Origin of the sequence: Paraplanobispora takensis (assembly GCF_016863195.1) — a bacterium.
Classification (GTDB): Bacteria; Actinomycetota; Actinomycetes; order Streptosporangiales; family Streptosporangiaceae; genus Planobispora; species Planobispora takensis.
Window position 1 is genome coordinate 33504 of sequence record NZ_BOOK01000047.1, and the last position, 12367, is coordinate 45870.

Genomic DNA, 12367 nt, shown 5'->3' on the forward strand with positions numbered 1-12367 from the left:
GGCCGAAGGGGCCGGCATGAGTGAGAACCGGCCGTGACGACACACGGCCGGCGACCAATGACGGCAAGGAGATCTCCGATGGAGGCAGTGCAGGCCCTCGGCCATCCGAGGGACGACCTCGGCGAGGCCCGCAGGGCCCTCGACGGGATGCTCGTGGCCCTGGTACAGGACGGCGGCTCGGACCTCCACCTGACCGCGGGCGCGCCGCCCACGATCCGGGTGAACGGGCAGATGCGGTCCCTGCCGGGCTACGACCGCCTCGCCCCCGGCGACACGCAGTGGCTGCTGCGCGCCACGGTGAGCGAGCTGCAGTGGGACCACTTCGAGCGGCACCAGGAGTTCGACGTCGGCTACAGCATCGAGGGCGTCTCCCGTTTCCGCGCCAACCTCTACCGGCAGCGCGGTTCCTACGGCGCGGTCTTCCGGGCCGTGCCGCACACGATCAAGCCGCTGGAGGAGCTGGGTCTGCCGGAGGCGGTGAGCCGCTTCTCCCAGCTGCCGCGCGGCCTGGTGCTGGTGACGGGACCGACCGGCTCGGGCAAGACCTCCACGCTCGCCGCGCTGGTCGACCTGGCCAACCGCACCCGCTCGGGGCACATCGTCACCATCGAGGACCCGATCGAGTTCCTCCACCAGCACAAGCGCTGCATCGTCAACCAGCGCGAGGTCGGCGCGGACACCGCGTCGTTCTCCGAGGCCCTCAAGCACGCGCTGCGCCAGGACCCGGACATCATCCTCGTCGGCGAGCTGCGCGACCTGGAGACCACCTCCACCGCGCTGTCCGCGGCCGAGACCGGTCACCTCGTCCTGGCCACCCTGCACACGCAGAGCGCCGCCCAGACGATCGACCGCGTCATCGACATCTTCCCGCCGCACCAGCAGCAGCAGGTCCGCTCGCAGCTGTCCTCGGCGCTGCAGGGCATCGTCACCCAGGCGCTGCTCCCGCGGGCGGACGGCTTCGGCCGTACGGTCGTCGCGGAGATCATGGTGGCCACCCCGGCCATCCGCAACCTCATCCGTGAGGGCAAGAACCACCAGATCCCCTCCTTCATGCAGTCCGGCGGCGGCAACGGGATGCTGGCCTTCGACCAGCACCTGGCCGAACGGGTCCGCGAGGGGATCGTCACCTTCGAGCAGGCGCTCGACATCTGCCACTCGGCCGATGAGCTGCGGCGCCTCGCGGGACGGGCGTGAGCATGCCGGCGACCAAGACCTTCGAGTACCAGACCGTCGACCGCGACGGCAAGCACGCCAAGGGCCTGCTGGAGGCCCCCAACGAGGCGGCGGCGATCCAGCAGCTGCGCCAGCAGGGCCTCGTCCCGGTGTCGATCACCGAGGGCGGCTCGCTGCTGCGGCGCGAGATCACCGTCCCCGGCTTCGGCAGCCGCACCACGCTCAAGGACCTGGCGGTCTTCGCCCGGCAGTTCGCGACCATGACGGCCTCCGGCATGACCCTGCTGCGCTCGCTGTCGGTCCTGGAGGACCAGGCGGCCAAGCCGTCGCTGAAGAAGGCGATCAGCGAGGTGCGGGCCGACATCGAGGGGGGCATGTCGCTGTCGGCGGCCCTGGGCAAGCATCCCAAGGTCTTCCCGACGCTCATGGTCGCGATGGTGCGGGCCGGTGAGACCGGCGGCTTCCTCGACGGCGCCCTGGAGCGCATCGCCATCACCATGGAGAAGGACGCCAACCTCCGCGGCAAGATCAAGGGAGCGATGACCTATCCGGTCATCGTCCTGATCTTCACCGGAGTGCTCGTCGCGGGCGTGCTGGCCTTCATCGTCCCGGTCTTCGAGGGGATGTTCAAACAGTTCGGCGGGGAGCTTCCGCTGCCGACGCAGATCCTCGTCACCGGCAGCCGAAACCTGGCGTGGGCGGGACCGCTGTTCGTCGCGATGGTCGCCGGCCTGAGCATCGCGTTCCGGCGGCAGCTGCGGCACAACCCGTCGCTGCGGTTGAGCTTCGACAGGCTCAAGCTGCGCCTGCCGGTCTTCGGCAAGCTGTTCGCGAAGATCGCGATCAGCCGGTTCGCCCGCAACTTCGGCACCCTGCTGGGCGTCGGCGTGCCGGTGATGCAGGCCCTGGACGTCGTGGGCGCCACCACCGGCAACGCGGTCATCACCGAGGCCATGAAGGACCTGCAGATCGCCGTGCGCGACGGCCTTCCCATGTCCGCGCAGCTCGGCAAGCACCCGATCTTCCCCCGCATGGTCGCCCAGATGATTGAAGTCGGCGAGGAATCTGGCCAAATCAGTCAGATGCTCGACAAGGTTGCCGATTTCTATGACAGAGAGGTCGACACCGCGGCGGACTCGCTGACCGCGGCGATCGAACCGCTCATGGTCATCGTCATGGGCGTCGTGGTCGGAGGCATGGTCCTGTGCCTCTATCTCCCGATGTTCACGATCTACCAGAACATCCAGGGCTAGTACGGCCCTCCACAAGCTTTCCGTGCGCGCCACGGAAGAACCGGCCGCGAGGCCGGACCGGCACCCGGGCGACCGCCCGGAGGCCGTCTCCACCCTAACGAATCATAGGAGTATCACCATGAAGGCAGCGCTCCAGCGCCTGCAGAAGCGCGCGCACGGCGACCGCGGCTTCACCCTGATCGAGCTGCTGGTGGTCGTCGTGATCATCGGCGTCCTCGTCGCCATCGCGATCCCGGTCTACATGAACTACACCAAGGGCGCGGCCGACAAGAAGGCCCAGTCCGACGCGCGCGGTGCCATCACCGCCGTGGAGAGCTACTACACGGTGAACGGCAACGCGTACCCGGCGAGCGCGTCGAAGCAGACGACGAGCTTCAACCTCGGGACCGGTACCGCCGCGCAGAACGTGGTCGTTTCGGCCGGTACCACGCTGACCTACATCAAGGACGCCACGAAGGCCGCCTACCTGATCTGCGCCACGAACACCGACGGCTCGGGTGCGGTGTACGTGTACGACAGCACCGCGGGCGGCTCTGTCGCGGCAGTGTCCAACGCCAAGATCGACACCTGCAAGCCGTGATCTCATCCGGTGGGGCGGCACCCGTAGCGCCGTCCCACCGGACTCCTCTGAACAACTCATCACGAAGGAAGGAGAGACTCCGATGGACGCGCTCATGCTCACTCTGGCCACCGTGCTCGGCCTCGTGGTCGGCTCCTTCCTCAACGTGGTCATCCACCGGGTCCCGCGGGCCGAGTCGCTGGTGCGGCCCGGCTCGCACTGCCCGCACTGCCGGGCACCCGTCCGGCCCTGGCAGAACGTGCCGGTGGTCAGCTGGCTCGCGCTGCGCGGCCGCTGCGCCTCCTGCCGGGAGCCGATCAGCATCCGCTACCCGCTGGTCGAGCTGACCACCGCACTGCTGTTCGCCGCCGTGACCGCTCGGTTCGGGCTGACGCCGGAACTGCCGGCCTACCTCTACCTCGCAGCCGTCGCGGTGGCCCTCTCCATGATCGACTTCGATGTGCACCGGCTGCCCGACGCGATCGTCAAGCCGTCGTACGTCATCGGCGCCCTGTTGCTGACCCCCGCGGTGGTCGCCGGCGCCGACTGGAACGCGGCCCTGCGCTGTCTCATCGCCATGGCCGTCCTGTTCCTCTTCTACCTCGCGCTCGTCCTGATCCACCCCGCGGGGATGGGCTTCGGCGACGTCAAGCTCGCCGGTCTGCTCGGCCTCTATCTCGGCTGGCTCGGCTGGGGCGCGGTCGCCGTCGGAACCTTCGCCGCCTTCCTGCTCGGCGGGCTGGCCGGCGTGGTGCTGATGGCCGCCGGACGAGCCGGCCGCAAGACCGCCATGCCCTTCGGCCCGGCCATGCTGGCCGGCGCCCTGCTCGCCCTGTTCGCGGCAGGACCCATCGTCTCCTGGTACGGCGGCCTCCTGCTGCCGGCCGCCTGATCCGCCCGACCCGACTTCCACGATGAGGAGTACCTGATGGCCAGCGTCAACCCGATCGGACTCGACATCGGCTCGATGTCGATCCGCGCGGTGGAGACCACGCGCGGCAAGGAGGGTCCGGTGATCACGAACTTCGGGATGTCCTTCCTGCCGCCGGGCGCCGTGCAGGGCGGCGTCGTCAACGACGCCAAGGTGGTCGCCGCCGAGCTGAAGCGCCTGTGGTCGACCAGGAAGTTCCGCAGCCGCAAGGTCGTGCTCGGCGTGACCAACCCCCAGATCGTGGTCCGCGAGATGTCGGTGACCAACCTGCCCGCCCGCGAGCTGCGTCAGTCGCTGCCCTTCCAGGTGCGCGACGCGCTGCCGCTGGCGGTCGAGCGGTCCCTGCTCGACTTCTTCCCCCTGGAGGAGCCGGGCGATAAGGAGACCGTGCGCGGGCTGCTCGTCGCCGCCCCCAAGGACGTCATCCTGAGCGCCGTGCACACCGTCGAGCAGGCCGGCCTGCACGTCGCCCGCGTGGACATCGCCTCCTTCGCCCTGCTGCGCGCGGTGTCCCGGCTGGACGCACAGGTGGAGGCCATCGTCGACATCGGCGCGCGCTCGACGACCGTCATCGTCCACAACGACGGAGCGCCGCTGATCTTCCGCACGCTCCCCCGGGGCGGCGCCGAGATCACCGAGGCCATCGCCTCCCGGCTCGGCATCGACGTGGCCGCCGCCGAGGAGCTCAAGTGCCGCGTCGGCGTCCTGGACAACCCCGACGCCGACAGCGCCGAGGCGATCCGCGACGCCGTACGCCCCCTCGTCACCGAGATCCGCAACTCCTTCGCCTACCTCGGCTCCGGCGACCGGCCGACCCGGGTCACCCGGATGGTCCTGTCCGGGGGCGGCGCCCTGCTGCCCGGTCTCCCCGAGACCCTGCGAACCCAGCTCGGCATCGAGGTGATGCTCACCGACCCGACCGTGCGCACCCGGCCCGGCCGCAGCCGCAGCGGCGACGACCTCGACCGGTTCCGCACGGCCGCCGCCATCTCCATCGGCCTCACCCTGGGAGCGGCAGCCTGATGACCGCCACAACCGTGCAGCCCGGGCCCGCCGTACCGGCGCAGGACCCGTTCCGTACGCTGCCCATCGCCGCGGACCTGCTCCCCCCGGAGATCGTGGCCGCCCGGCGGGGCCGCAGGGTCCGTGCCATCGTCCTGTCCGCGCTGAGCGTGTTCGTCCTGGCACTGGCCGGCTGGTACGTCTTCGCCGGCTATCAGACGGCGGCCAAGGAGGAGGAACTGGTCAGCGCCGAGGCCGAAGTGCAGCGCCTGACACACGACCAGAACGAGTTCTCCGAGCTCGTCACCACCCAGTCCGAGGCCGAAACGATCAACGGGCAGTTGTCCGCGCTGCTGGCCACCGACACGCAGTGGGCCGACCTGCTGTCCGCCACCCGCAAGGCGGCGCCCGACGGCGTGGCGGTCACCGGCATCACCGGCAAGGTCGACGACCCGGCCGCCGGCGAAACCACCGCGAGCGAGGACGCCCTGCCCAACACCTCCGGCAAGGAGCTGGTCGGCGAGCTGACCATCACGGGCACGGGCGAGGACAAGAAGACCGTGGCCGCCTACGTCGACGCCCTCGGCAAGGTGACCGGGCTGGGCAACCCGCTGCTCACCGACGCGCACGAGATGGATCCCGGCGTGGACTTCACCGTGCACGTCGACATCACCGGTTCCGCGCTCGGCGGCCGGTTCTCCGCCGACGCGAAGAAGGGAAGCTGATGTTCACCGGACGTGTGGACCGCATCTGGGCGCTCGGCGGCGTCCTCGTCGCCGCGATCCTGCTCGTCGTGAGCTGGTTCTTCCTCATCAGCCCGCAGCTCGCCGAGACCGACCGCCTGCAGGAGGAGACCGAGACCGCGCACGTGCGGGCGGCGACCCTGCAGACCAGGCTCTCCCAGCTGAGGCAGGAGAACGCCGACCTGCCGCGTTACCGGGCCGAGCTCGATGAGGCCCGCCAGGCACTGCCGACGGCGGCGGAGTCGGAGCAGTTCCTGCGCCAGCTGCAGACCGCGGGCGAGACCGCCGGTGTCGGCGTCGGCACGATCACCGTCGGCGCGCCCGCCGTGGTCGAGGCCGCGGGCGTCAAGATGCACTCCCTGCCCATCGCCCTGACGGCCACCGGCGGCACCCCCGCCCTGGACGAGTTCTTGGACCAGCTCCAGCAGGTGCAGCCCCGGGCCGCGCTGATCCGCGACGTCAACGTCCAGGAGAGCGGCGAGGGAGCGGACGCGGAGACGAGCCTCACCGTCAACCTGAAGATCTTCGTCGCCCCGCCCGCGGCGAAGTGACCCGCCCGCCGCGGGCCGGATCCCGGCCCGCGGTACGGACGTTTCCGTAAGCCCCAAGCGACGGCAAGCCCTAAACGACGGCGCGAACCCGCCGATCTGTATGACATCCGCGCAGTGCACTGTGAAGCAACTGCCATGAACCCGTGACGAGAACGAGGAGGAGCGATGCCGGTCGGCCGACCCGCCCGCTGCGCCTCCGCGCGGCCGTACCCCGGCCCACGTACCCGTCGCGCCCTCGCGCGGCCGCTCACCCGGCTGCACGCCGGTGACGACTCCGGGTTCACCCTGATCGAGGTCCTGATCGCCATGGCGGTGATCGGCACCGTCATGGCCGCGCTGGCCGTGTTCTTCACCAACTCGCTGCACTTCTCCGGCCAGCAGCGCGACAAGCAGGTGGCCGTCCAGCTGGCCGGTGACGCCGTCGAGCGGGCCCGTGCCCTCAAGGGAACCGCTCTGTCCGCCGGTCGCAGCCAGGCCAGGACGATGGCGCAGTGGAACAGCGCTCCCGCCGCCGTGCGCTCCTACCTGAACACGACGCAGCCGGCCTGGGACCTGTTGCTGAACGCCTCCTCCGGTGAGGGCGACACCGCGCCGCTGCCGACCGCGCCCAACGTCGTCAAGGTCAACGGGGTGGAGTACAAGCAGTACTGGTACGTCGGCCGCTGCCGTCAGCAGGGCCGGCCCACGACCGCGGCCGAGCGCGCCTGCACCAGCCCCGAAGTCCCCGATCCCGCCCCCGCCAGCGTGGACGTGCCGTTCTTCCGGGTCGTGGTCGCGGTGACGTGGAAGGACACCGACTGCGACGGCGGCGAGTGCGTGTACGTCACCTCCACCCTGATGAGCGCGGCCGGCGACGCCCTGTTCAAGATCAAGCGTCCCGCGCCCATGGTGACCAGCCCTGGCACCCAGTACGGCTACCGCACGGTGGAGCCGAACCTCCAGCTCCTGGCGAGCGGCGGGCGGCTGCCGCTGACCTGGAAGGCCACCGGCCTGCCCCCGGGTCTGACGATGACGTCCGGCGGACTGGTCGAGGACACCCCGACGCAGCTCGGGACCTACACCGTGACCGTCACCATCACCGACCGGGACAAGGACACCGACACCGCCACCTTCACCTGGGCCGTCGCGGACCCGCTGGAGCTGACCGGGCCCGGCGACCAGGCGACCCGGGCCGGCACGGCGGTCTCGCTGCCGATCGCCTCGGCCGGCGGGCACGCCCCGCTGAGCTGGACGGCCACCGGCCTGCCCACGGGCCTGTCGATCAACGCCACCACCGGTGTCGTCACCGGCACCCCGACGACCTACGAGACGAAGACCGTCACCGTGAAGGCCACCGACAAGGCCGGCAAGAGCGACTCGGTCACCTTCACCTGGAAGGTCCTGACGCTGGCGCTGTCCGACCCGGGCACCCGGACCAACACCGTCGGCAACGCCGTCAGCGGGCTCTACCTGACCGCGACCGGCGGCAAGGCGCCCTACGCCTGGAGCGCCGAGAACCTCCCGGCCGGACTGCAGATCAACGCCTCGACGGGCGAGATCCGCGGCACCGTGACGGCGGGCACCCGTTACCTGGCGGAGGTCACCGTCCGGGACAGCGCGGGCGACGAGGTCACCAGGAGGTTCCAGTGGAACGTCTCGGTGCCCGCGGGCACCCTGGCCGTGACGGCTCCGACCGCCACGAGCCAGACCGGCACCGTCGGCACGGCGGTCTCGCTCACCGCCACGGCGGGGGGCGGCAGCGGCAGCGGCTACGTCTGGACGGCCGCCGAGCTGCCGCCGGGGCTGACCATCACCGGCTCCGGACGGAACGCGCAGGTCAGCGGGACTCCCACGACCGCGGGCACCTACGTCGTCGCCCTGAAGGTGACCGACAGCGCCCAGAAGTCGGCGACGATGATGTTCACCTGGACGGTGAAGTGATGCGCGGGCGGCGGCTCTCCCCCCGGCTCGCCGCGCGCCTGCGGGGCGTCCGGTCCTCCGGGGACGCCGGGATCTCGCTGGTCGAGGTCATGGTGACCGTCGGCATCATGGGCGTCCTGATGGCGATCTTCACGGCCGGCATCCTGCAGGTCTACCGCTCGGTCAACGTCACCGAGTCGGTGGCGGCCGCCCAGTCCCAGCTGAACATCATGTTCCAGCGGCTGGACAAGGAGGTCCGCTACGCGTCCTGGGTCGCCGAGCCCGGCCTGGTCCGCAACCGCTGGTACGTGGAGTACGCCTACATGGAGTACGACAAGACGAATGCGCAGACCGGCGCGCAGACCGGCAAGGCGCAGTGCGGGCAGCTGCGCCTTGACCTCGGCACGGGCGTCATGCAGCGGGTCCAATGGACGCCCGGCTCACCGCCCGCGGAGGGCCGGCCGGGACAGACGCTGGCCTCGCAGATCGTGACCACCGGTCTGGGCTCCGGCACGGCGACCCCGCCGTTCGAGCTGCAGAAGGCGGGCTCCTTCCCGTACGGCGGAATGAACAGCTCCGCCGTCGGCGCCCGCTTCGCCCCCGACTTCCAGCGGCTGCGCCTGCACATGACCACCCGCGTGAGCAGCTCGCCGGACGCCGCCCCCGTGGAGACCGACATCACCTTCACCGCCCTGAACACCTCCAGAGACACCTCCGCCGACAACGTCTGCGACGAAGGGAGACCGCAGTGACCACCTCTCCGGCCCGGCGCCGGCCGCGGGGCCTGCCGTGCCTGCGCGACGATCGGGGCTCCATGCCGATGGCCCTGCTGCTCACCATGGTCGGCCTGTCGCTGAGCGCGCTGCTGGTGCCGGTGGTCCTGGGCCAGATGGCCACCACCCGCAGCAGCTCGGAGCGCATCCGCACCCTGCACGCCGCCGAGGCCGGCGTCGACACCGCGGTCGGGCAGATCCGCGCCGCCGTCGACGACGAGGGCAACGGCGTGGTGGAGCAGCTGCCGCCGTGCGAGCTGACCGGCACCTTGGAGTCGGACAGCGCGCTGGGCTCCCCCCGCTACCGGGTGAAGATCACTTACCAGGACGTCGACCGCAACGACATGGGCTGCTCCCCGACGGAGGTGCCGGCCTACGCGGCCCTGGTCTCCACCGGGATCGAGAAGCCCAATGTCGCCTTCACCGCCGGCACCGCGGGCACGCGCACGATCGAGGCGATCTACTCCTTCAAGACCACCAACATCAACATCTTCGGCGGGGCGATCCGCATCGCGCAGGCCTCCGGTGCCGGCCTGTGCATGGACGCCGGCCAGAACAACGAATCGCCCCCGGCGGGCACCAGGCTGCGGATGCAGACGTGCAAGCCCGGCACCAGCGAGCAGCAGTTCGCCTACACCGAGGACCTCAGCCTCAAGCTGGTGGGCTCCGAGACCTCGACCGCGCCGATGGGCATGTGCCTGGACGCGGGTGAAACCCCGCAGGCGGTCGGCGCCTACGTGACCTTCGAGCCGTGCCGGAACCGCACCCCCCGGCAGCAGTGGAGCGTGAACAGCAGCTCCAACTTCCAGGGGACCAGCGACGGCGTCACCCTGAACAGCCGCTGCTTCAACATGCAGTCCCCGGGCGTGGCCTCCAGCTACGTCGTGCTGGGCGGCTGCGGCGGCGGCAACACCCAGCGCGTCTTCCGGTCCGACCCCGGCGTGGGCGCCGGGATGGCGAACGCCGCCACCGGGCAGCTGGTCAACTTCAAGCAGTTCAGCCGGTGCCTGGACGTCACCGACCTCAAGGTGACCTCGTCGTACATGATCGCCTGGTTCTGCAAGCAGGCGCCCGACGGCAACGTGCCCTGGAACCAGAAGTGGAGCTTCCCCGCGGTGCCCACCTCCACCGACGGCGCCTCCGTCGCCGCCAAGGTCACCGGCCGCATCCGCGTCGTCGAGAACGGCAAGGGATACTGCCTGCGCAGCCCGGGGTCGACCGCGGCGAAGAAGTACACCACGGTGACCTCCTGCGCCGAGACCGGCACGCTGGCGACCGACCTGCAGTGGACCCTGTACGGCGACACCGGCGACTACACCACCAGCTACCGCATCATCGACGCCTACGGGTACTGCCTGGCGCCCTCGGACCTGGAGTCGGCCGGTCCCGACGTCCACAGCGACGGCACCAGCAAGGTCAAGGTGGAGGTCTGCAGCGGTTCCGAGCTGCAGAAGTGGAACGCCCCGGCGAACCTCGTCAAGCCCACGCCCCTGACGAACGTCATCGAGCAGTAGCCCGCCCGGGCGGTCCGAGATTCCGGACCGCCCGGATCCTCCCCGTTCCCGGACCACCTGAGCCTCTCCCCTTCCCTGCCGTCCGGGGTTCTCCCGGCCCCTTCCGAGCTGCCGTGTGCTATCGAATGACAAATATTGAAATCTGTCATTCGATATGCCATAGTCGTCATGTCGGCGGAACCCGTTCCGCCCCCGACCACGAACCCCCGGCAACGAAGGAGCACATCGTGCGCAGCCGTACCCTCGGAACCACCGGACCCGCCGTCTCCGCCCTCGGCCTGGGATGCATGGGCATGTCGGCCCTCTACGGGGAGGCCGACCGCGCCGAGTCCGTCGCCACGATCCACGCCGCGCTGGAGGCCGGCATCACCCTGCTGGACACCGGCGACTTCTACGGCATGGGCCACAACGAGCTGCTCATCGGCGAGGCCCTGCGCGAGGCCGGTCCCGGCGCCCGCGACAACGCGGTCATCAGCGTCAAGTTCGGCGCCCTGCGCGACGCGGCGGGCGGCTGGCACGGCTACGACGGCCGGCCCTCCGCCGTGAAGAACTTCCTGGCCTACTCGCTGCAGCGGCTCGGCACCGACCACGTCGACGTCTACCGTCTGTCCCGCCTCGACCCCGAGGTCCCGATCGAGGAGACCGTCGGCGCCATCGCCGAGGAGGTGCAGGCCGGCCGGGTGCGCCACATCGGCCTGTCGGAGGTCGGCGCCGAGACCATCCGCAGGGCGGCCGCCACGGCGCCCGTCTGCGATCTGCAGATCGAGTACTCCCTGTTCTCCCGCGGCGTCGAGGAGGAGATCCTGCCGGTCTGCCGGGAGCTGGGCATCGGCGTCACCGCCTACGGCGTGCTCTCCCGCGGCCTGCTCAGCGGGCACTGGACCCGCGACCGCGAGCTCGGCGCCGGCGACTTCCGCGGCGCGAGCCCCCGCTTCTCCGGGGAGAACCTGGAGCGCAACCTCGACCTGGTCGACGCCCTGCGGAAGGTCGCCGGGCAGAAGGATGTTACGGTGGCGCAGGCCGCCATCGCCTGGGTGCTCTCCCGCGGTGAGGACGTCGTCCCCCTGGTCGGCGCCCGCCGCCGCGACCGGCTCGCCGAGGCGCTGGGCGCCCTGGACGTCACGCTCGGCCCGGCCGACCTGGCCGCGATCGAGGAGGCCGTCCCGGCGGACGCGGTCGCCGGTGAGCGCTATCCTGCGGCGCAGCTGGCCCACATGGACAGCGAGCGCGGCTGAGAGGACACCATGTCTGCGGGGACACTGACCGCCGAGGCCATCCTGGCCGCCACCGAGGAGGTGCTGCGCCGCTACGGCCCGGCCAAGGCCACCGTGGTCGACGTGGCCAGGGTCCTCGGCGTCAGTCACGGCAGCGTCTACCGGCACTTCCCGACCAAGGCCGCGCTGCGCGCCGCGGTCACGCGGCGCTGGCTGGAGCGCACGCACGCGGGACTGGCCGAGCTCGCCGCCGGGGACGCCCCCGCCCCCGCCAGACTGCGGGACTGGCTGACCACCCTGTTCGCGGCCAAGCGCCGCAAGGCCCTGGACGACCCGGAGCTGTTCGCCACCTACTCCGTCCTCGTCGGCGAGGACGACGGCGTGATCGCCGAACACGTGGGGCACCTGGTCGACCAGCTCACCCGGATCGTCGCCGACGGGATCGCGGAGGGGACGTTCGCCGCCGCCGAGCCGCGGATCACCGCGCGGGCGGTGTTCGACGCGACCGGCCGCTTCCACGACCCCGCCTACGCCGCCGAATGGTCCGCCCCGGACATCGAGACCGCCTTCGAGGCCGTCTGCTCCCTGGTGATCGCGGGTCTGCGGGCACGCGACTGACCCGGCGCGACCTGCCCGCCGCGGAGGCGCCCCGCAGAAGGCGCGCCGTCCCCATCCGTTGAATGTCGATCGCTCTGCGTAGTCACCGGGGCATGATGGTGCTCAGGGAGCATCCCGAGGCGGTGATCTCGGGGACG

12 protein-coding genes are annotated in these 12367 nt (G+C 70.8%); all 12 read left to right on the forward strand.

The genetic code is table 11. The annotated features are described in order from the left end of the window. The first annotated feature begins 78 nt into the window (after positions 1-78). The 12 genes from Pta02_RS30435 (at position 79) to Pta02_RS30490 (ending at position 12230) form a co-directional block, all read left to right on the forward strand. Positions 79-1194: a type IV pilus twitching motility protein PilT gene (locus tag Pta02_RS30435; protein WP_239131343.1), complete on the forward strand. Its 1116-nt coding sequence runs from the start codon at positions 79-81 to the stop codon at positions 1192-1194. A 2-nt stretch (positions 1195-1196) separates the two neighbouring features. Next, positions 1197-2426 (forward strand): type II secretion system F family protein, encoded by a 1230-nt coding sequence (locus tag Pta02_RS30440; RefSeq protein ID WP_203878422.1) that lies wholly within the window; start codon positions 1197-1199, stop codon positions 2424-2426. A gap of 118 nt (positions 2427-2544) precedes the next feature. Continuing rightward, positions 2545-3006 (forward strand): type II secretion system protein, encoded by a 462-nt coding sequence (locus Pta02_RS42215; RefSeq protein WP_203878423.1) that lies wholly within the window; start codon positions 2545-2547, stop codon positions 3004-3006. An 82-nt stretch (positions 3007-3088) separates the two neighbouring features. Further along, positions 3089-3877, forward strand: a complete 789-nt coding sequence (locus Pta02_RS30450) for a prepilin peptidase (RefSeq protein WP_203878424.1) — start codon at positions 3089-3091, stop codon at positions 3875-3877. 36 nt (positions 3878-3913) lie between these two features. After that, positions 3914-4939, forward strand: a complete 1026-nt coding sequence (pilM, locus tag Pta02_RS30455; protein WP_203878425.1) for a type IV pilus assembly protein PilM — start codon at positions 3914-3916, stop codon at positions 4937-4939. Then, positions 4939-5643 (forward strand): PilN domain-containing protein, encoded by a 705-nt coding sequence (locus Pta02_RS30460; RefSeq protein ID WP_203878426.1) that lies wholly within the window; start codon positions 4939-4941, stop codon positions 5641-5643. The genes pilM and Pta02_RS30460 overlap by 1 nt, the downstream gene beginning before the upstream one ends. Then, complete coding sequence (locus tag Pta02_RS30465; protein ID WP_203878427.1) at positions 5643-6212, forward strand: type IV pilus inner membrane component PilO; 570 nt, start codon at positions 5643-5645, stop codon at positions 6210-6212. Before Pta02_RS30460 ends, Pta02_RS30465 begins: the two co-directional genes overlap by 1 nt. A 165-nt stretch (positions 6213-6377) precedes the next feature. Continuing rightward, positions 6378-8132, forward strand: a complete 1755-nt coding sequence (locus tag Pta02_RS30470) for a putative Ig domain-containing protein (RefSeq protein ID WP_203878428.1) — start codon at positions 6378-6380, stop codon at positions 8130-8132. Next, positions 8132-8863 carry a PulJ/GspJ family protein gene (locus Pta02_RS30475; RefSeq protein WP_203878429.1) on the forward strand — a complete coding sequence of 244 codons (732 nt, stop codon included), beginning with the start codon at positions 8132-8134 and terminating at the stop codon, positions 8861-8863. Before Pta02_RS30470 ends, Pta02_RS30475 begins: the two co-directional genes overlap by 1 nt. Beyond that, positions 8860-10398: an RICIN domain-containing protein gene (locus Pta02_RS30480; protein WP_203878430.1), complete on the forward strand. Its 1539-nt coding sequence runs from the start codon at positions 8860-8862 to the stop codon at positions 10396-10398. Before Pta02_RS30475 ends, Pta02_RS30480 begins: the two co-directional genes overlap by 4 nt. Before the next feature lie 227 nt (positions 10399-10625). Next, on the forward strand, positions 10626-11633 hold the full coding sequence (locus Pta02_RS30485; RefSeq protein WP_239131344.1) for an aldo/keto reductase: 1008 nt from the start codon (positions 10626-10628) through the stop codon (positions 11631-11633). A gap of 9 nt (positions 11634-11642) precedes the next feature. Continuing rightward, entirely contained in the window at positions 11643-12230 is a 588-nt protein-coding gene (locus Pta02_RS30490) for a TetR/AcrR family transcriptional regulator (RefSeq protein WP_203878432.1), read from the forward strand. Positions 12231-12367: the final 137 nt, after the last annotated feature.

What these genes read in the sequence shown, in the direction of transcription:
- Pta02_RS30435 (WP_239131343.1), top strand. Translation starts at nt 79, where the DNA reads ATGGAGGCAGTGCAGGCCCTCGGCCATCCGAGGGACGACCTCGGCGAG.
- Pta02_RS30440 (WP_203878422.1), top strand. Translation starts at nt 1,197, where the DNA reads ATGCCGGCGACCAAGACCTTCGAGTACCAGACCGTCGACCGCGACGGC.
- Pta02_RS42215 (WP_203878423.1), top strand. Translation starts at nt 2,545, where the DNA reads ATGAAGGCAGCGCTCCAGCGCCTGCAGAAGCGCGCGCACGGCGACCGC.
- Pta02_RS30450 (WP_203878424.1), top strand. Translation starts at nt 3,089, where the DNA reads ATGGACGCGCTCATGCTCACTCTGGCCACCGTGCTCGGCCTCGTGGTC.
- pilM (WP_203878425.1), top strand. Translation starts at nt 3,914, where the DNA reads ATGGCCAGCGTCAACCCGATCGGACTCGACATCGGCTCGATGTCGATC.
- Pta02_RS30460 (WP_203878426.1), top strand. Translation starts at nt 4,939, where the DNA reads ATGACCGCCACAACCGTGCAGCCCGGGCCCGCCGTACCGGCGCAGGAC.
- Pta02_RS30465 (WP_203878427.1), top strand. Translation starts at nt 5,643, where the DNA reads ATGTTCACCGGACGTGTGGACCGCATCTGGGCGCTCGGCGGCGTCCTC.
- Pta02_RS30470 (WP_203878428.1), top strand. Translation starts at nt 6,378, where the DNA reads ATGCCGGTCGGCCGACCCGCCCGCTGCGCCTCCGCGCGGCCGTACCCC.
- Pta02_RS30475 (WP_203878429.1), top strand. Translation starts at nt 8,132, where the DNA reads ATGCGCGGGCGGCGGCTCTCCCCCCGGCTCGCCGCGCGCCTGCGGGGC.
- Pta02_RS30490 (WP_203878432.1), top strand. Translation starts at nt 11,643, where the DNA reads ATGTCTGCGGGGACACTGACCGCCGAGGCCATCCTGGCCGCCACCGAG.